The organism is Paenibacillus agilis (assembly GCF_007786455.1).
Lineage (GTDB): Bacteria > Bacillota > Bacilli > Paenibacillales > Paenibacillaceae > Paenibacillus_B > Paenibacillus_B agilis.
On sequence record NZ_VNJK01000001.1, the window covers coordinates 1,201,904 to 1,220,211 of the forward strand.

Genomic DNA, 18,308 nt, shown 5'->3' on the forward strand with positions numbered 1-18,308 from the left:
GCATGCCTCATCTATGTGTTCTGTATCATATTCACTAAGCTGCTTCATTCGTGCTAGACGATAATATGTGAGAAAGCGACACGTATGGGCTGGAATCCTGTAGGTAAGGGGAGTGGCTGAACTTTATTTGTACGTCGGTCCCAAATGAGAATCGTACTTTCAAAACCCCAGCTGCTCACAATATATACTTCCCAGCCATCAGGAGTGACGCAAATATCTTCTGGTGGACCGCTTGGCACGATAATATCAGGAAATAGACGAGGAGAAGCTGGGCTTTTGACATTCAAACTAACGACTCTGTTGTAATTGGACATAGCCACGTATAAGATGGCGTTATCATAAGAAATGCTCAAACGTCTAGGAATGTAGGTAGATGAATCGGGTGAATAATCCAGAATGATGGGGCTAAGCAGCGTGTTAGACTCCGTTTCAATAACTTGTATTTCACCGGGCAAGCCTCTAGCTGCAATATATACGTATCGGCCATCCGGACTGCAAACGAGATCGACAGGTGCACTGTTGTTAGGGGAGCCAGGCAATAATGGGATGGTGGCAATCACGGAGTAGTTTGCTCCATCGATGACAGATATGGTGCCTTCATCTTGATTGGCTACATACAAACGGTTATGTGTTTCATTGAAGCTAATGGCAACTGCATTATCCCCTACAGGAATTGTGGCGGTATTTCCGCTGACGATGTCGAATACGGTAACGGTACTCGCAGGAGAGTTATTGTTAATTGCAAACACACGGAGCCCGTATGGCTCGTCCGTCTCGATTGCTATCGGTTCAAGACCAAGATCTAGCGTAAGGGGCCACAATTGATTGCCGCGTGTATATATAGTCGAGCCATTATCTGTCCCGCTATTTGACGTATATACGAATGTGCTGTATTTAGAAGTGACGATATCCAAGGGAACGGCATGTTGAGGGAGTTGAATGGGGTTTCCGACGATTTGATGTGTATAACGGTCAATAATAAGAACGGTATCATCACCGCTGTTTGCAATATAAGCATATTTCGGAAATCGTCCACAGAGAGGGATATGATGATGTTTCCTTACGGTAGCTAGCTTATTTTTCAAAGTGAATGTGGCAAATATCGTGTTTGGCTGTTCACTATTGGTTGTAATTTTTACTCCTATATAGTCTCCGGTTATTGGCGTGTTCAGCAAGTTGAAGCAAGAGTCTTCTGTTGCGAAGGGCTGCAGCACTATGATGTGCTGGTAATAGACATTGGCTTTGCTTGGACCAGCTGGAGTGTTGAGGTTATACAATTGAATATGCGTTTCTACTGGCTCATTGGATTGGTTCAACAGCTGTAAATCTGCCCAATAGGCCCGGTCGTCACCAGAGGCGACATGTGTATTTAATTGATACACGTACATGGCAGGTCCTCCCGTTAGAGTCGCGCTTCTTTCTTATATCTTATGTAAAATAAACGGCGGTGAATTGGACGTTCCTGCTAGCTTGTGGGAAAAGGGGCTAAGCGCCTTGTTGATGGCAATTTATGATGTGTTTATGCACCCATTTCACAATTGCAGGATCAATCACAATTACGGTGATGGTGCAAGCCTTTATATGCATAAAGATTATTAATAAGAACATAGATGCAGAAGGGAGACGCGTCTAATGAGCACCCTCTATATGGTACGTAAAGGTGACACGCCTTTGCGCATCTGTCTGCGCTGTGGAATTACGCTGGAAGCATTGTTAGCGGCTAATCCCACTGTGAATATCAGCCCTTATTTAATGCCCGGGCAGCATTTGTTCATCCCTGAATGCACTACCGCCATGTACACAGTGCAAGCTCACGATTCGTGGCAATCGATTTCATGGAGGCTTGGCATATCGGAATTGTTACTTAAGGAAGCGAACGAGTCTATTCAGCAGTGTGAGCTTGTTCCTGGACAGTGCATATCTTTGGATTATGCAGTTCGACCCTCTGATTGGAGGGCTAGAGCAGAATACGGACCGAATGAGTTGGAGCAAGATGTACGGTATGTACAGCGTGCTTTTCCTGGTATTGTACACGTGGAGTCGATTGGAAAAAGTGTATTAGGCAAGGACATATACGCAATCCGAATGGGAGAAGGACCGCGACGTGTTCATGTAAATGGTGCTGTTCATGCGAATGAATGGCTTACTTCTTCACTGTTGATGCAGTTTGTGGAAGACTATGCTCGTTATTTACAATCAGGCTTACGTTGGGGAAAATGGGATGCTAGGCTTGCTAGTGAACACACCTCAATCTGGTTCGTGCCTATGGTGAATCCAGATGGCGTTGAACTTGTGCAAGAAGGGGTAAGCGGTCAGCATTCATGGGAGCATAGCATAGTAAAATGGAATGAGGAAGATCGCAGGTTCGATCGCTGGAAAGCGAATATACGAGGGGTAGATTTAAATGATCAGTTTCCTGCTCATTGGGAGGAAGAGCGAGTGCGTAGAGGTGTTTATGAGCCATCTGCTATGAACTATAGTGGAGAAGCTCCATTGTCAGAGCCTGAGGCGTGCGCCCTATATCGATTGGCGGAAGAGAAGGAATTTACAATGGCGCTAAGCTTCCATTCCCAAGGAAAGGAAATCTATTGGAATTATCGAGACTATGAGCCGCCTGAAGCAGAAGTTTGGGCCAAAAGGCTGGCGCGAGTAAGCGGATATCGAGCAGTGAAGCTGACCGGAAGCGATGCGGGATTCAAAGATTGGTTTATTCAGCACTATCGCAAGCCAGCATTTACGATTGAGATTGGATATGGAATAAACCCACTTCCATTATCGCAATTCGGCAGTATTTATCACGAAGTATGTGCAATTTTAAAGGAGTCGTTGCTGCCAGAGTAAGTAAATTAAGAATAGATTCATAGCGTTATATAGGTTTGTTAAGGCATCTCAGAATGATAAAAAGCTGCATAATACGATGATTTATTCACCTTTCTATTTGCATGTGAGGAATGCTTCGGTATACACTAGGGTTACTATTAAGGAGGTGTATACGATGGCAAGTCGTACGCGCTCATATGGGCGTCTATGGAGTTTGTTTCGAGCTGCTCCAAAGATGCTGACTTCACGCAAAGTTCCATTTAAACTCAAAGCATTTTTCGTTGGTGCTGTCGTTTTGTATTGGCTGCTTCCTGATTTTATGCCATTCATTCCGATCGATGACATTGCATTTACGATGATTGTCATTCCTTGGTTCACCAAAAAAGCGCAGCAATATGATCATCCTAACCATTTGCAATGATAAGAGTGGTTGCGTCATTGAAGATGTTCTCGTACAATATAGGTTGTCTGTCTTATTGAACAATATAGGGAACAATCGGAGTGACTACTATGTCTAATAATGATATTCGTATCTGTGATAAATGCCGTCATATTAAAATGAAAACTTTTTTGCCAAAAGTAGAAAAGCTGGATCCGAATACTGAAGTAAAGGTAGGATGCAAGTCATACTGCGGTCCGTGCCAGAAGCGGGTCTTCATTTATATTAACGGTCGTTATATAACTGGGGCTACTGAAGAAGAGGCAATCGAGAAGGCAAAGCAGTACGTGAAATAAAGTGGCTTAGTATATGATTTTTACATGATGAATCGAGCAAACGAGTCGGTAGAGGGTTCAGCCCTTACTGGCTCGTTTTTTATTTGTTTTGAGGTGAGTAAGGAAATAATAGTGTTCACAAAATGGTAGAGTGTTACAATATAGGTTAGATTTGAACAGGGTGAAGATGTTCTGCTTTTGCGCAAAAAAACAATGGAATAAGTGGATTAAGCCAACTCATAGGGTACCTATTAAGCATGGGGAAGAGGAGATGAGTGATTTGAAAAAGGTTGGGGGCTTCATACGTTTTAAAACATTGCCTTTGCTCTTAGTGATTATGTTGTTAAGTGGTTGTAGTCTGTTCCAAACACGTTCTGCCGATGAGATTGCTGTTATACATACAGATGATTCCTATGCCGATACATTTAAGGAACTGGGGATTGGAATGGTTGGAAATTACAGCTTGAAGCTTCATCGGGCAGACCGCAGTTGGGTTAATATTTGGGTGGAAGGATATAAGAAGGGGAAGAAGCAGGATGATCCTTTACTAGCGTTATCATATGGTCATTATCCTGATGAAACCTATGAAGGAAGAGTCGGCCTCACATGGATTTATGGAACTGATAATAAGGATATGATAAAACTCTATACGGGAAATAGCAGCGCTGGTATGTTGGAAATTGACCAATTTCTCGGTGACAAAACGGAGTATGGTAAGACGGGATGGGAATATACAACGGGTGAAGAAGGAATTTCATTAAAGTCGGGAGAAACGGCGATTATTGGTTCATTCCGCATGAACAAGGGCAGTTTAAGAACAGGCTATGATTGGAACAATCCTGAAGCTGTTGAAGAAATGATTCAATCGAACGATATCGTCATGCTGCTTAAAATAAAGGTCAGGGAAGAAGAAAGCAAACGCTAATTAGACGTGTCATTTTTCGAATGTTCAACAACCGTGCCAACTATGCCTTGTGGATATAAATATCCCGTTCTGCACAAGATGAAGAGGGTAGTACGAATGACGAAAGGTCGAGTCATATTCACTTCATCTATTCCTGTATTCATGACTTGAACGGAGGAGGCTATACCATTGGTTAAAAGGTACGATTCCAGTTTGCAAGCGCAGAATCCGATCTCACAGGCACAGAATTCTGTTGAGAAAGCTCACCATGCTGTATCTCAAGCATTAACGCATCCAACAGAACAGTCTGTGCTGCAGGCACAACAGTCGTTGGCACACGCAGACCAGTCTGTGACACAGTCACACGCGAGCTTGAACCCGCAAGCCGTAGAATTGGCTGAAGAATTGCTTGGTGAAGAACATGCTCGCTTGGATAAGCTGCTGGGCAGCGAACAATGGGATAATCATCGTTCGTAAGCTGTGCAACAAATAAAAGGGTGCCCCATCGTCATTAGACTAGGGGACACCCTTACATATGCCTGCTATGAGGCAGGTCGGAGTTGTGGAATCACGTTGCGAGTAATTACAAGATCAGACAGTTTGAGTCGTAGTTTGGCTTCATCATGAAGCGGTTTACACGGTTCAACGTCGATGAGTTCTCTTGTTTTATAATCGTAGCACTTTCCATTTTGGAACACGCCATCTGCAGATGGAACAAAGAACAGATCACCATTCGTTGCTGCTCCTGTTCGCAGTACAACTAGACGCTCGCCTTCGGCTTGCAAATTGCTGCCCATATAAAACTTTGAAGTTGGGTCAATCCCGAGCCAATGCAGCAAGGTGGGTGCGATATCCATTTGTCCAGTTACTTGATTATATACGCCTGCCTCAGCTCCATCTGGCAAGTGGACAATAAGTGGTACTTGATTTTTCATTTCGAGCATATCGAGATCGCTTATCTCATGGCCCAGTAGCTGTGCTAACGGTTCGCGCTCTAGGATGGAGTTATCATGGTCGCCGTAGAACATGAGAATTGTGTTGTCCCATAAGCCTCTCTTTTTCAAATCCTCGATCAAAGATCCAACCGCCGCGTCTACGTAATGAATTGAGCGCAAATATTCTCCGAAAATCGTCTTATCAAATGGCGCCACATTCAATGCAGTATATGTATCTGGCATGGTATAAGGATGATGGCTCGTTAATCCGATCATAAATGAGTAGAATGGTTGCTTTTGCTCAGCAGCTATACGCTCTACAGATTGTTTGAAGAAGGAGCGATCCCCAAGTGACCATCCTAAGGGCTCATCCATTTGGTAGTCTTTCTTACTCATAAAGTAGTCGTAACCGAACTTTTCGTACATGACATAACGGTTCCAGAAACTCCCTTCATAAGCATGAAAGGCACCTGTTGAATATCCATTTTCCTTGAGAACTCCTGGTAATGCATCATAGGTATGATCCGGATAGCGGATAAACACCGAGCCAGTTGGAAGCGGATGCAAGCTAGTTTGAACAGCAAGATCTGCATCTGAAGTTCTACCTTGTCCCGTTTGGTGGAAGAAGCGATTCATGTACATACTATCTTTTAGAAGTGCATTAAGATTTGGTGTAATCTCCTGCCCATTAATCGTCTGATTAATGACGAAATTCTCGAATGCCTCTGCTTGAATCACGATGACATTGCTGCCTTTATATTTTCCAAACGTAGAGCTAGGTCCTTTCAACATAGGGGCATGGTTATCGAACCACTGTTTCGCCTGCTGCTTCTCTTCTTCAGTAATGGACTTATCTGCGAACCAGTTCTCTTTCGCATAACGATAAATATCGTAGCCATGAAATCCATATAGCCCTGTAATATTGTAAACAGCAGGATTCCACCAGTTAGAAGCGAGCAACCCTTTTGCCCAAGTGCTGGTTGTTTTTTGGACGGGCATATACAGCATAATTGAGCCAATTACCAGCGTAAGCGTGCCGATGCTGAGTCGCATCCAAATAATATTCTTTTTGTTCTTAATTGAATATTGCTGCTTTTCCTTCCGTTCTTGTTTCATCAAGCGGAATTGTATGATGTGGAACGGAATAAGAATAAACCAGTCGATGAAATAGACAATATCTCCCCAGAAGATCAGGGATAGGATGCTTCCGCCAAGTGCGCTTACTTGTCCAGCCTGCATTAGAACAGGGACGGTTATAAAGTCTTGGAAGTAACGGTAATATACTAAATCTGAAAAGAGTAGTAACGTAAGCAGTACGTTAAGCACGATGAAGGCGATGGGCCGCCAATGTCTTGGCAGCCACCATGTCCAGCCTCCGAGTATGAATAAAGCGCCTAACGTTACATAAATATCACTGCTATCCGTAGCCATATTCGGAATGGCCAACGTCTCATTTAATATGATGCATTTCCACAGCATAACGCCAAGAAAAAGGATGAACGCAATACCGCTTACCGTCATCCAACGTGACATTTTTAGAGTGGAGAATCGAAAGCTACTACTCGACATAGGAGCAACTCACATCCGTTTCTTGTTCATGTCTCTATTGTGTGCTCAGCTCGTAGATGTATCTTTGTTCGGGCGGGGAGGCAACGGTCCGAAATATTGATAGAACTGACATTCAATATTACCGTTGAACAACTTCCTGCGTTTGTCTGCCGGACGTCCAATATAATGTTCGAACTGCTTGCTCGGGCTTATGGTGAACATCGACCATGTGGGCAGCGATTTCATCATAAAGCCTAGCTGACGAATCAATTTTTCTACTTCGGCTTGTTCGCTTAGACGTTCACCGTATGGTGGGTTGGTCAGGACGATTCCGTACTCGCCATCAGGCTTGACTCGATTAAGTGGGCCTACTTTAAACTCGATTTCTTTACCGAATCCAGCACTCTTCGCTGCTGCGCGTGCTAATTCGATTGCTTCTGGATCAATATCAGAACCATACAATTGAAGCTCGATATCATCATTTACCGCATCGAACGCTTCATCGCGTGCATCTTCCCAATCGTCTTTGGAAATAAGCGGCCAATGCTCGGATGGGAAGGAACGGCGAAGTCCTGGTGCAACATTCCATCCAATCATAGCTGCTTCAATCAGAAGCGTGCCTGTACCGCAGCAAGGGTCAACGAGTGGACGGGATGGATTCCAACGGCTAAGCAAAATGAGTGCTGCTGCCATCGTTTCTTTTAATGGAGCTTTACCAGCGAGCTTGCGATAGCCGCGCTTGTGTAAGCTAGCTCCAGTCGTATCGAGCGTAATGGTCGCAATATCATTAAGCAGGGATACTTCAATCCGGAAGTATGCGCCTGTTTCTTTGAACCAATCGATATGGTAATTTTCCTTCATTTGTTCAACGACAGCTTTTTTCACAATGCCCTGACAGGCAGGGACGCTAGATAGCTGTGATTTCTGGGAACGGCCTTCTACAGGAAATTCACCGTCAGCAGGAATCCACTCGTGCCAAGGAATGGACTTGGTTCCTTGGAATAGTTCTTCAAACGTACGTGCAGGGAACTGTCCCATATTGATGAGTACGCGATCAGCGGTACGAAGCCATAGATTGGTACGGCATACGTCCAGTGGTCCGCCTGTGAAATGGATTTTACCATTTTCTACTTTTACATCGTCATAACCTAAATCTTTCAGTTCTCTCGCAACAATAGCTTCAAGTCCCATTGGACAGGTTGCGATTAACGACCAAGGTCGCTCCATCAGTTATTTCACTCCGATCTGCTTGTCTAACTTGTGTTCATACGGGTTCCATCATATCATAATTAGAGGAGGTTGTGAAAAAGGATGACGAATGAAAATTTGCAAACAGTAGAGACTTATCTTGACAGCCATTATGAGGAAGATAAGCAATTAACAAGTATTAAACAATCGATAGCGGAAGCAGACATGCCTGCCATTTCTGTGGCTGCAGGATACGGGCGCTTGCTGACGTTATTAGCACGTGGATCAAAGGCTGAGCGTGCTCTAGAAATAGGTGCGCTTGGAGGATATAGCGGTCTATGTATTTTGCGCGGACTAACGTCTGGTGGAAAGCTTACTTCATTAGAATTGCGCGCTGAATATGCAGAGCTTGCTCACCGCAACTTAACAGCAGCTGGCTATGGCGAGCAAGTAGAGTACCGTATCGGTGAGGCACTTGATTCACTAAAGCAGCTTGAGGAAGAGGAAGCGCGGTTTGACTACTTCTTTATCGATGCAGATAAAGAAAACTATGCGAACTACTTGGAATATGCGATTCGTCTTGCACGTCCAGGCGCTATTATTGCCGTTGATAATTTGCTGCTTCAAGGTCGTACGATGAACCCAGAGAAACAGGGTCCTTCAGTTCAGGCGATGCGTAAATTTATTGATAATATGGCACATGATGAGCGGCTCGAAAGCGCAATGATGCCTGCTTATGATGGGTTAGCAGTTGCAATCGTAAAATAGACTTTGTAATTTATATGGACGATCTAAAAGTTGTTTCTGGGAAAAGATATAACCAGAAGCAACTTTTTGTATTATTTTCACGCTAATATCCAGCCTAGCTTGTGCTATAATGATGCAATATGTTAATGGAGGCTATGCACGATGAAGTCAAATGAACAATGGACTTCCAAGCTCGGGTTTATTCTGGCGACAGCCGGTTCTGCTATTGGCCTTGGGGCAATATGGAAATTCCCGAACGTGGTGGCCACTAGCGGTGGTGGCGCATTTTTTCTTGTTTTTATGCTATTTACTTTTGGGATCGGACTGCCGTTATTGTTAGCGGAGTTCGTCATCGGAAGAAGTACAGGCAAAGAGGCCGTATCTGCCTATAAGGAACTTGCCCCGAATTCGAAGTGGCATTATGTCGGATATCTTGGCATGATCTTATGCAGTATTCTTTTGTCTTTCTACAGCGTTGTAGGGGGATGGATCGTGTTGTACACGATTCGAAGTTTCACGGGCCAATTATTATCGCCAGGCGCTGATTATGGACAGCTCTTTACGGACACGGTATCGAATCCATGGATTGCGGTGTTGTCACAGGGCTTGTTCATGTTAATTACGACTATGGTTGTTGTTAAGGGAGTTAAGGGAGGAATTGAAAAGGCAAGCCGTATTATGATGCCAGGCTTGTTTATTCTTTTCGTAATTTTGATTATCCGTTCACTGACACTGCCGGGAATGGCAGCAGGGCTGGAGTATTTCCTTAAGCCTGACTTCAGTCGTCTAAGCTCGGAAGCGGTACTTTATGCGCTAGGGCAGTCTTTCTTCTGTCTTAGTGTAGGTGCATCATGTATGGTTACGTACAGCTCGTATTTAGGTAAGAATGAGCCGTTAGGCAAGCCGGCCCTTTCGGTTGTGAGCTTGAATGTGTTGACATCGTTAATGGCAGGCTTGGCTATTTTCCCAGCTCTATTTGCACTTGGAATGAAGCCAGTAGAAGGACCAGGGCTGCTATTTATGACATTGCCAGCCATGTTTGAACAGCTGCTTTATGGTGAATTTTTTATTGCTATATTCTTGGTATTATTCTTATTTGCAACTTTGACGTCAGCGTTCTCTTTATTAGAGATTGTCGTTGCTGCTTATTCGAAGGGCGATTCGAATAAGCGAGTCAAGGGCAGCTGGTGGACAGGGTTGGGTATCTTTTTATTGGGTGTTCCTTCCGCATTATCATTCAGCGGTCATCCGTTGTTTATTTGGGGGGACAAGCCTATATTCGATTGGGCAGATTTTGCCGTTTCGAACGTCATGCTGCCAATTGGCGTATTATTAATTTCTCTGTTCGTCGGTTATCGTTTCCCGAAACAACGGTTAGAACAGGAATGGGCTTATGTTGCCCCAGGCTGGCGTATGGGGATGCGTTTATATGTATTTATGCTTCGCTTCGTACTGCCTATCATCGTTCTTGTCGTTTTTGTAAATGGCATTTTGTAAGCACGTAAAGAACGCAGTAAGGTAATGGATGAGGCCAGTCCACATCATTGATTTGGGAACTAGGGGGCTGTCTGGTGATGGTAGAAAAAGAACAATGGACATCTAAGCTTGGATTTATTTTAGCAACAGCAGGATCGGCGATCGGATTAGGTGCCATTTGGAAGTTTCCGAATACGGTAGCTACAAGCGGTGGCGGCGCCTTCTTCCTCATGTTTATCGCGTTTACACTGTTAATTGGATTCCCGCTGCTGATGGGGGAATTCTTTATTGGACGCAGCACAGGCAGAGAGGCTTTAACTGCGTATAAGAAGCTTGCTCCTCGTACGAAATGGCATTGGATCGGTTACCTTGGTATGGGAACTTGCTTCTTGCTTCTTTCATACTATAGTGTTATCGGCGGTTGGATCGTCATTTACTTTATTAAAAGTATAAGCGGCGGTTTGTTGCATAACGCAGTGCCATATGAGCAAATGTTCCAGTCGACCGTAGCAGATTGGAAAATGGTATTGCTCGCACAGCTCAGCTTCATGCTCATTACGATTGTTGTCGTAGGGCAAGGGGTAAAGAAAGGGATCGAGCGCTCTAGTCGTATCCTGATGCCGGGCTTGTTTATCCTATTCGTCGTATTGATCATTCGTTCGTTGACGCTTCCAGGCATGGAAGAAGGGATTCGTTATTTCTTAACACCGAACTTTGCGCAAATTGATGCGAAAACGATTCTAAATGCACTCGGACAATCTTTCTTCTGCCTTAGTGTAGGTGTGTCGGTAATGGTGACATACAGCTCATACTTGAGCAAGAAGGAGTCGTTGACACGTTCAGCGGTCTCGGTAGTGGGATTGAACGTATTAACCTCGTTTATGGCAGGATTGGCGATATTCCCGGCGTTGTTTGCTTTGGGCATGACGCCAAGTGAAGGGCCAGGATTGCTGTTTATTACACTCCCAGCTGTATTTGAACAAATGTACGGCGGAGGCATTTTTATAGCTCTATTTTTAGCTCTATTTTTATTCGCAACATTTACATCCGCATTTTCGATGTTGGAGATTCTTGTTGCAGCTTATTCGAAGCCAGAGCAGCCCGCTCGCTCACGCAAACGCCTGAGTTGGTTGTTCGGGGCCATTATTTTTGTCGTTGGTATCCCGTCTGCTTTGTCATTCGGACCTTGGGCAGAAGTACAATGGTTCGGCAAGTCTATCTTCGATCTAGCGGACTTTACAGTATCGAACGTATTAATGCCGCTTGGCGTTCTACTAATCGCTGTATTTGTCGGTTATCGTTTCCCAAAGGACAAGCTATTAGCGGAGTTGGAAAGCGAGCCAGCATGGTGGCGCAAAGGATTAGCGGTATATATGCTGCTTATTCGCTACATCATTCCAATTGTAGTTTTACTCGTATTTCTTAATGCATTAGGACTGTTGCCTGTATAAAATGATAAAAGGATTGACCCTGTACCATGGTGCGGCGGTCAATCCTTTTTTGTGCGGCTTTCTTATTTACATTTTTACAAATGTTCTTACAAATGACTAACGTCCAACTTGTGGCCTTCACGTTCTTAATTGGTATTACGGACGGAGTGAAGAACGTGCCTTGCCATACAGGGAAAAACGAACCCATCCCATATTTACGAGCAGCAGAATACCTGACATGATGAAAATACCTTCAATACCAAACGTACCTGCCAACAAACCGCCGACTACCGGTCCTACCGCATTGCCTAACGCTAATGTACTCGTGTTGAAGCTGTACGATCGACTTTCCATTCCTTCTGGCGTGAAGCGATTAATGAGTGCATTTACAGATGGCAATAATCCACCCATAAAGCATCCGAACAAAAATCTTACCGCTACCAGCTGCCATACATTCGTTACAAATGCTTGTGGAATGAGGGTACAAGCTGCACCAATTAGCGAGAAGGTCAATACTTTGTTAGCTCCAATCCGATCACTCAGCTTACCTAACAGAGGTGAGCATATCATGTTGGACAAGCCGGTAACTGCACCGACGAATCCAGCCATAAAAGCCAAGTTCTCTGTCGTACCATGCAGCTTCTGTACATAAAGCGGGAGCAGTGTCATCGGGCTAAGCATCGCAAATTGAAGTAAAAAAGTTACCGCAAACAACGACATCAGCTGCGGGATCTTGCTAAGCTTCCTAAAGCCCTCCATGACAGAGATTTGCGGCTTATCCATCGCTTTTTGCTTGTCAAACGACTCTTTAATAAAGAACATCGCCATCATCGATGCGAAAAACAGCAAGGCACCTGTGATGTAAAAGATAGGGCGATAGCCGATGGTGTCAGCCAACAATCCTCCGATTAGCGGTCCTAGAATCGTCCCGGCAACGCCGCCTGATTGGAGTGTGCCCATCGCAAATCCCATTCTTTCCTTCGGCGTCGTCGTAGAAACAAGCGCAACTGCGGCTGGATTAAAGCCCGAGATGGTTCCATTCAGCATACGAAGCAGCAGGAGATGCAGCGGTGTGGCTGCGAAACCCATTAGCACGGTAACGAGTGCCATACCAAATCCCGAGCGCAGCAGCATAACTTTGCGACCATACTTATCAGCAAATTTCCCCCAGATAGGCTGAGCAATAAAGGAGGTTACAAAGTTTCCTGCAAAGATAATACCTGCCCAGAGCGCAATGCTATCTGGATCTGTTAAACCAATGTCCGACTGTAAATACAAAGGGAGAAAAGGAACGACCATCGTCATTCCGGCCATAACTAGAAAGTTTCCGAACCATAAAATGATTAGATTCAGTTTCCATTGCTGCATGTGCGTTCACCACTTTCTAAGGCCACCATCCGTCCGATACCAGCAACTGGAACTAGTATACCACATTCTCAACAAAATGCAGGAACACTCTTTTCGTAAGTAAGTTTGGAAAAATCCATAGTTATATCTTATTTTCTAAATTAAACTTCACTTTGCATTGAATATCAGCTTGTTTAAACATTTCTGGCCATTTTGCATCGTCCCATTCCTCAAAAGCCATATTATTGCGCACAAACATGCCAAATCCAACGGGGTCCGATTGTAAATCTTGCAGCTTGCGAATCGTTTTCGTTATCTGCTTCTCCATGGCATGCTCTACATGTGATTCTTGTACTTGTTGATCCGAAGTAAGTTCACTGAGTGTTGTATCTAGCGTTCCCTTCACATGTAGGGTGATTATTATTTTTGGAACGGGTTTCGTTTCAAGCACCGTAATCGTACGTTTCGACACTGCATTTTGCATTGTGATTGGGATCGGTGCGTGACCGGCCTCCTTGTCGAGATGAATAAACGTATTGAACTTAGGACTACGCATCATAAGCATGTAAATCGTTTCTTGTTCACTCAGTGTACCTACCCATTTGCCTTGTTTGCTAAATACAGCGGAGCCGGACAAAGAGGCGCTTTTGCTTTTAATTTTCACAATAAAGCTGTATGGATCAGCGCCGTTCTCGATATAATCGCGTACAAAATTAAATACCGTGGAAATGGATATTTTATAAAAGTTTTGCATTTTTATTACCAGTCGATATAGATTGAAATCTGTGACATCTTCCCCTAATTTTAAAAAGTCTCTTGCTTCTCCTTCATAGACCATCAGTCTGGTCGTAATAGGGAACTTAGGTTGTAGTAGTAAGTTGGAGATAGCTGGGATCAAAAGTCCCTCCTCTGCTAACGCTTTGCCGACAATGATGTTGCGTACTTGGCCAACGACTAACGTGAAGCGTGTTTGCATGAGGAAATGATCATAAGCTTCCTCGAAGTTGCTAGCTCTATAAGCCATGTAGACAGCTTTGGCTTTACCATCTGGTTTCAGTTCTGCGAAAGTGATGCCAAAAAAATACTCATTTGGTCGATCTGACTTATCAATTGTAACCGTTTGAATAAAGCCACTCATATTAATAATGCGCTTCGTTTGACAGCTGGTAAGCAGCAGAGAAGCGCACAATATGACTACAAGAAACGTCAGAAGGAATCGCAAGTATAGTCGATTATGATTCATAGTTGAGTGACTCCTTCTGATGAAGATGAAGAAGACGAAGCGGGTGCAGAAGTCGTCCCTGCCTGATTTGTGGTATTGTCACAATTTGCTGTATCCGTACTGGCCTTGTTGTCTTTGTAGGGCAAAATAAAATATAGCAGCGTAAATATAACGATGATACATACAAGTATGATATTGCTTATGCTAAAGAGTAATTTAGACTCATCAAAGTTGAACGGAACGTAGCACAACGTAATCATGATTACTCCTGCGATGAGCAAATTTTCTTTATGACGGTCTTTTGTTTGCAGCGTCTTCAATCCTTCCAATCCACTCCAAGTATAGACGGAAGCGGTAAGGATGGCTGAGAAGATGAACGTAATGAATAGCAAGTCTGTAATATATTCGAGCGCATTGATTTGAGTGGCTCCATATAATCTCAGGACGACAAATCGTACATCTTGAATTTGTTCAACAGGCAATAGTCCTTGCGCAAGGAAGCAGTACATCGTGTAGTAGGTTCCGATAACAAAAGCGGAAAGAGCGGCATAGGTTATCCATTTTGTGTTTTTTTCTAAATAAGGCGTCATAAACATTATCGTCTCATAAGCAAGAAAAGCACCGAGTATGTCGAGTATACCGTTAAAGGACAGGTGTCCATTTTTTAGAAAAAAAGGTGTGTACCGCACAAACTCAATGTCGTTGAATTGCAGCAGCTCAAAAAATACAATCCAAAAGGAAAACAGGTAGTACAGCACCGAGGTTTTCGTGATTGTATATAAGCCATGTGCTGCTGTAAATAAGACAACTGCCAATATAATGATTGAAATCGTGCGTATGTTTACGCTCGGGTCGCTTGTAAACTGAAGAACGCGAGCATAAGCATTCGCTAAGTTGAAGGAGATCACCCAAAATAAAAGGCTGGGTATAACGATAAAAATGGTAGCAATCGGCTTGGGGAAATGTGTATGAATGATCGTCCAAATAGAAGCATGTTTATGCTTCTTGCTCCCTTTATAGATCAAATACATATGGCCAATAACAAGTGCTGTATATGCATAAAGCATCACCCAACTGTTTGTTCCAAATTCTTTAGTGACAAGAGAAGGCAGCTGGAAGAAAATAATCCCCCTTACGATCATGAACAGCAATATAGCAAACGCATAGCCTTTGATAGGTGTGTTCATTACGATCGACCTCCTCGACGAAAATAACTTTTTTGCACAACAGACCTAGGTCGCTTTTCTTTGCTCCAGAAGAAAAAATCAGCAAAATAGGATAGGTCAATATACTCCTTGTTCAAGGAACGCAAATGGCATAATCTCGTTATAATTAAGGAGATAAATATAACGATTCCGAAATATCCCATTAGCCCTGCGAGAATAATGTTAATGAAGCGCAGTGCACGCATGGACGTTTCCAGTGTATAGTTCGGTATAATAAAGGAAGCTAATGCACTGCTTGCAACGGCTACAATGAGAACGTTGCCAGTCAAACCAGCTTGAACGATTGCTTGTCCAATAACCAAACCACCTACGATACCTATCGTCTGAGCAATTTTTGTAGGCAGCCGCGCGCCCGCCTCTCGTAAGATTTCGATAACACCTTCCATAAGCAATGCTTCCATCATCGGTTCGAATGGTACGCGCAAACGGGAAGTAATCATCGTTTCCAACAGCGTTGGTGGGATGAATTGATAATGATAGGTAGTAACTGCGACATAAAATGCACTCAACATTAAGGTTAATGTGAATGCAAATAAGCGAAGGAGACGGATGAATCTACTGAAATGCCAGCGCTCGTAGTTATCACCAATCACTGCAAAAAAATCCAAAAAATTTACAGGTGCTACAACGACCGTCGGACTATTGTCAGTTAAGATAGCTACTTTTCCGTTTAATAAATATTGGGTCACGCTATCAGGTCGCTCCGTTCCAATCCATTGTGGAAACACGGCAAAAGGCGTATCGTCCAGCTGTTTAGCGACCTCGTTACCGTCCAATACTTCTCTCATGTGTAAGTTTTCCATTCGTATGCAAGCTTCGCTAATAACGTCTTCCTCGGCAACTCCTTCGATATAAATAAGATAAGCGTAGAAAGGAAAATCCTTACCAATGTTATATTTAATGCTCTTCAACCTTGGCGTACGAATGCGACGTCGAATGAGAGAAGCGTTAATTTCAGCACTTTCTACAAAGGCATCATGAGGGCCTGTTATTACATTTTCCTTTGCAGAGGTCTGAATGGCACGAAAGCTGGCTGCGCCTGAGCTAATCATCCCCACTTGATTGTTGTACACGCCAACAATATCACCATTTACGATATGCTCGGCAATTTTATCGAGCATATCTTGTTCGTTATGTCCTTGCAGAGGATTCCATACGGACATGAGACGTTTTAAAGCCGTATCAGAGTCGCTATCTTGTGCAAACGAGGTAATGACTTGATGATATTCATTTTTATTTAATAGATGATGAATATACATGACCGTTATTTGGCCACCTAAAATGGCTTCGACGGTCAAATCATTCGCATTCACGAACATTTTGCGAGTCAGTTCTACCCAATCGCTTTGTACCACCGACATGCTGTGCTTCCTCCTCCCTTTTCCATTTGTAGGAGTTAGGATGTTCCAAAGGACTGGGAACTATGTGTGCGAAGTCCATATTTTTGAAGTTTATTTGAGAAAGAATAGCAGTAAATGTCATGGCTTGGCGCACTTTGTCAATAGATTGTCATAGCTTTCAAGCACAGTGTAGTTGTGAGTGAACGCAAAAAGGGGCATAATGGAAACGTTGCAATATCTCTTTTGAGATATTACTATTGCGTTAGTTCTATATGTAACAATTGGAAAAATGTAAATCGTATACAGAAAAATCTACTCGTGTTAGACGGGGGTTGAGCGAATATGACTAATACCAATTATAATGACCGATTTTTACGTGCATGCCGCAAACAGGAAGTAGACCGACTGCCTGTATGGTACATGAGGCAAGCGGGTCGCTATGACCCTGAATATCGCAAAGTGAAAGAGAAATATAGTTTGCTTGAAATTTGTCGACAGCCTGAGCTTGCTGCTGAAGTTACATTGATGCCAGTTCGTAAGCTGGGTGTTGATGCGGCTATTTTGTATTCGGATATTATGAATCCCGTAGCTTCGATTGGTATTGACTTCGATATCGTAGCGAATGTGGGACCTGTTATTGCTGATCCGATTCGTACAATGCAGCAAATAGAACGATTAAAGCCCGTTGATCCAGAAGCGGATTTAGGACATATATTGGAGACGATTCGGATTTTGGATCGCGAATTGAACGTACCTTTGATTACATTTGCAGGTGCACCGTTCACGATTGCAAGCTATCTAATTGAAGGCAGACCATCCAAGTCCTACATACATACGAAGACGATGATGTATGAGCGTCCTGATATGTGGTTTGCACTGATGGACAAGCTTGGCGACATGGTTGCGACCTATTTGCGTTCGCAAGTCAATAACGGAAGCAAGGCATTCCAATTGTTCGACAGTTGGGTAGGTTCTTTGTCTCCGCGCGACTTCCAGACGTATGTGCTGCCAACGATTGAGCGTATTTTTGCATCTTTGTCTGATTTGGATGTACCAAAAATTTATTTCCCTGGCGTTAGCTCTGGTGAACTGCTTCCATTGCTTCATAACTTGCAAGCAGATGTAGTTGGTCTGGATTGGCGCGTGTCGATAGAAGAAGGCAGAAGAAGGCTTGGAGACCGCTTTGCTGTGCAGGGCAATTTGGATCCGTATCTATTAACGGGACCCATGTCCAAAATTCAAGAAGAAGCGAAGCATATCATGGATCTAGGGATGAAGCAGCCAGGATACATCTTTAACTTGGGGCATGGATTATTCCCTGAAGCTTCATTAGACAAGCTGAGACAATTGACCGAGTATGTTCATGAATATTCTAGTCAGGCGCTGTCAGCGAAATCTGAGGAGGTATAGC

16 protein-coding genes are annotated in these 18,308 nt (G+C 43.7%); 9 read left to right on the forward strand and 7 right to left on the reverse strand.

The window, feature by feature from the left end; all coding sequences use genetic code 11:
• Positions 1-53: 53 nt before the first annotated feature.
• Positions 54-1,388, reverse strand: coding sequence for a YncE family protein (locus tag FPZ44_RS05270; RefSeq protein WP_144988054.1), 1,335 nt, complete (start codon positions 1,386-1,388; stop codon positions 54-56).
• Positions 1,389-1,632: 244 nt separating this feature from the next.
• On the opposite strand from FPZ44_RS05270, the gene FPZ44_RS05275 reads away from it, so the two are divergent.
• From FPZ44_RS05275 to FPZ44_RS05295, 5 genes are all read left to right on the forward strand, one after another.
• Entirely contained in the window at positions 1,633-2,841 is a 1,209-nt protein-coding gene (locus tag FPZ44_RS05275) for a M14 family metallopeptidase (protein ID WP_144988056.1), read from the forward strand.
• Between the two features lie 154 nt (positions 2,842-2,995).
• Positions 2,996-3,241: a hypothetical protein gene (locus FPZ44_RS05280; RefSeq protein WP_144988058.1), complete on the forward strand. Its 246-nt coding sequence runs from the start codon at positions 2,996-2,998 to the stop codon at positions 3,239-3,241.
• 89 nt (positions 3,242-3,330) lie between these two features.
• Complete coding sequence (locus FPZ44_RS05285) at positions 3,331-3,555, forward strand: YuzB family protein (RefSeq protein ID WP_036605534.1); 225 nt, start codon at positions 3,331-3,333, stop codon at positions 3,553-3,555.
• A gap of 250 nt (positions 3,556-3,805) precedes the next feature.
• A complete protein-coding gene (locus FPZ44_RS05290) occupies positions 3,806-4,459 on the forward strand; it encodes a hypothetical protein (RefSeq protein WP_144988060.1) in 654 nt (217 codons plus the stop codon).
• A 168-nt stretch (positions 4,460-4,627) separates the two neighbouring features.
• The gene (locus FPZ44_RS05295) at positions 4,628-4,915 is read left to right on the forward strand and encodes a hypothetical protein (RefSeq protein WP_144988062.1); all 288 of its coding nucleotides are present in this window, start codon (positions 4,628-4,630) and stop codon (positions 4,913-4,915) included.
• 65 nt (positions 4,916-4,980) lie between these two features.
• On the opposite strand, the gene FPZ44_RS05300 is transcribed toward FPZ44_RS05295, so the two are convergent.
• Both FPZ44_RS05300 and FPZ44_RS05305 read right to left on the reverse strand, forming a co-directional pair.
• A complete protein-coding gene (locus FPZ44_RS05300; protein ID WP_144988064.1) occupies positions 4,981-6,942 on the reverse strand; it encodes an LTA synthase family protein in 1,962 nt (653 codons plus the stop codon).
• A 45-nt stretch (positions 6,943-6,987) separates the two neighbouring features.
• The gene (locus FPZ44_RS05305) at positions 6,988-8,148 is read right to left on the reverse strand and encodes a THUMP domain-containing class I SAM-dependent RNA methyltransferase (RefSeq protein WP_144988066.1); all 1,161 of its coding nucleotides are present in this window, start codon (positions 8,146-8,148) and stop codon (positions 6,988-6,990) included.
• A gap of 84 nt (positions 8,149-8,232) precedes the next feature.
• Here FPZ44_RS05305 and FPZ44_RS05310 point away from each other — a divergent pair, with 84 nt between their 5' ends.
• From FPZ44_RS05310 to FPZ44_RS05320, 3 genes are all read left to right on the forward strand, one after another.
• Positions 8,233-8,877 (forward strand): O-methyltransferase, encoded by a 645-nt coding sequence (locus FPZ44_RS05310; protein ID WP_144988068.1) that lies wholly within the window; start codon positions 8,233-8,235, stop codon positions 8,875-8,877.
• 141 nt (positions 8,878-9,018) lie between these two features.
• On the forward strand, positions 9,019-10,353 hold the full coding sequence (locus tag FPZ44_RS05315; RefSeq protein ID WP_144988070.1) for a sodium-dependent transporter: 1,335 nt from the start codon (positions 9,019-9,021) through the stop codon (positions 10,351-10,353).
• Positions 10,354-10,430: 77 nt separating this feature from the next.
• A complete protein-coding gene (locus FPZ44_RS05320) occupies positions 10,431-11,783 on the forward strand; it encodes a sodium-dependent transporter (RefSeq protein ID WP_144991692.1) in 1,353 nt (450 codons plus the stop codon).
• Between the two features lie 135 nt (positions 11,784-11,918).
• On the opposite strand, the gene FPZ44_RS05325 is transcribed toward FPZ44_RS05320, so the two are convergent.
• From FPZ44_RS05325 to FPZ44_RS05340, 4 genes are all read right to left on the reverse strand, one after another.
• Positions 11,919-13,130, reverse strand: a complete 1,212-nt coding sequence (locus FPZ44_RS05325) for an MFS transporter (protein ID WP_144988072.1) — start codon at positions 13,128-13,130, stop codon at positions 11,919-11,921.
• 121 nt (positions 13,131-13,251) lie between these two features.
• On the reverse strand, positions 13,252-14,352 hold the full coding sequence (locus FPZ44_RS05330; protein ID WP_144988074.1) for a Ger(x)C family spore germination C-terminal domain-containing protein: 1,101 nt from the start codon (positions 14,350-14,352) through the stop codon (positions 13,252-13,254).
• On the reverse strand, positions 14,349-15,518 hold the full coding sequence (locus tag FPZ44_RS05335) for a GerAB/ArcD/ProY family transporter (protein WP_144988076.1): 1,170 nt from the start codon (positions 15,516-15,518) through the stop codon (positions 14,349-14,351). Before FPZ44_RS05335 ends, FPZ44_RS05330 begins: the two co-directional genes overlap by 4 nt.
• The gene (locus tag FPZ44_RS05340) at positions 15,518-16,918 is read right to left on the reverse strand and encodes a spore germination protein (RefSeq protein WP_144988078.1); all 1,401 of its coding nucleotides are present in this window, start codon (positions 16,916-16,918) and stop codon (positions 15,518-15,520) included. The genes FPZ44_RS05335 and FPZ44_RS05340 overlap by 1 nt, the downstream gene beginning before the upstream one ends.
• 321 nt (positions 16,919-17,239) lie before the next feature.
• Here FPZ44_RS05340 and hemE point away from each other — a divergent pair, with 321 nt between their 5' ends.
• Positions 17,240-18,307, forward strand: a complete 1,068-nt coding sequence (hemE, locus tag FPZ44_RS05345) for a uroporphyrinogen decarboxylase (protein ID WP_144988080.1) — start codon at positions 17,240-17,242, stop codon at positions 18,305-18,307.
• Position 18,308: the final 1 nt, after the last annotated feature.

What these genes read in the sequence shown, in the direction of transcription:
- FPZ44_RS05330 (WP_144988074.1), bottom strand. Translation starts at nt 14,352, where the DNA reads ATGAATCATAATCGACTATACTTGCGATTCCTTCTGACGTTTCTTGTA.
- FPZ44_RS05300 (WP_144988064.1), bottom strand. Translation starts at nt 6,942, where the DNA reads ATGTCGAGTAGTAGCTTTCGATTCTCCACTCTAAAAATGTCACGTTGG.
- FPZ44_RS05310 (WP_144988068.1), top strand. Translation starts at nt 8,233, where the DNA reads ATGACGAATGAAAATTTGCAAACAGTAGAGACTTATCTTGACAGCCAT.
- FPZ44_RS05270 (WP_144988054.1), bottom strand. Translation starts at nt 1,388, where the DNA reads ATGTACGTGTATCAATTAAATACACATGTCGCCTCTGGTGACGACCGG.
- FPZ44_RS05290 (WP_144988060.1), top strand. Translation starts at nt 3,806, where the DNA reads ATGAGTGATTTGAAAAAGGTTGGGGGCTTCATACGTTTTAAAACATTG.
- hemE (WP_144988080.1), top strand. Translation starts at nt 17,240, where the DNA reads ATGACTAATACCAATTATAATGACCGATTTTTACGTGCATGCCGCAAA.
- FPZ44_RS05285 (WP_036605534.1), top strand. Translation starts at nt 3,331, where the DNA reads ATGTCTAATAATGATATTCGTATCTGTGATAAATGCCGTCATATTAAA.
- FPZ44_RS05315 (WP_144988070.1), top strand. Translation starts at nt 9,019, where the DNA reads ATGAAGTCAAATGAACAATGGACTTCCAAGCTCGGGTTTATTCTGGCG.
- FPZ44_RS05320 (WP_144991692.1), top strand. Translation starts at nt 10,431, where the DNA reads ATGGTAGAAAAAGAACAATGGACATCTAAGCTTGGATTTATTTTAGCA.
- FPZ44_RS05340 (WP_144988078.1), bottom strand. Translation starts at nt 16,918, where the DNA reads ATGTCGGTGGTACAAAGCGATTGGGTAGAACTGACTCGCAAAATGTTC.
- FPZ44_RS05305 (WP_144988066.1), bottom strand. Translation starts at nt 8,148, where the DNA reads ATGGAGCGACCTTGGTCGTTAATCGCAACCTGTCCAATGGGACTTGAA.
- FPZ44_RS05280 (WP_144988058.1), top strand. Translation starts at nt 2,996, where the DNA reads ATGGCAAGTCGTACGCGCTCATATGGGCGTCTATGGAGTTTGTTTCGA.
- FPZ44_RS05325 (WP_144988072.1), bottom strand. Translation starts at nt 13,130, where the DNA reads ATGCAGCAATGGAAACTGAATCTAATCATTTTATGGTTCGGAAACTTT.
- FPZ44_RS05275 (WP_144988056.1), top strand. Translation starts at nt 1,633, where the DNA reads ATGAGCACCCTCTATATGGTACGTAAAGGTGACACGCCTTTGCGCATC.
- FPZ44_RS05335 (WP_144988076.1), bottom strand. Translation starts at nt 15,518, where the DNA reads ATGAACACACCTATCAAAGGCTATGCGTTTGCTATATTGCTGTTCATG.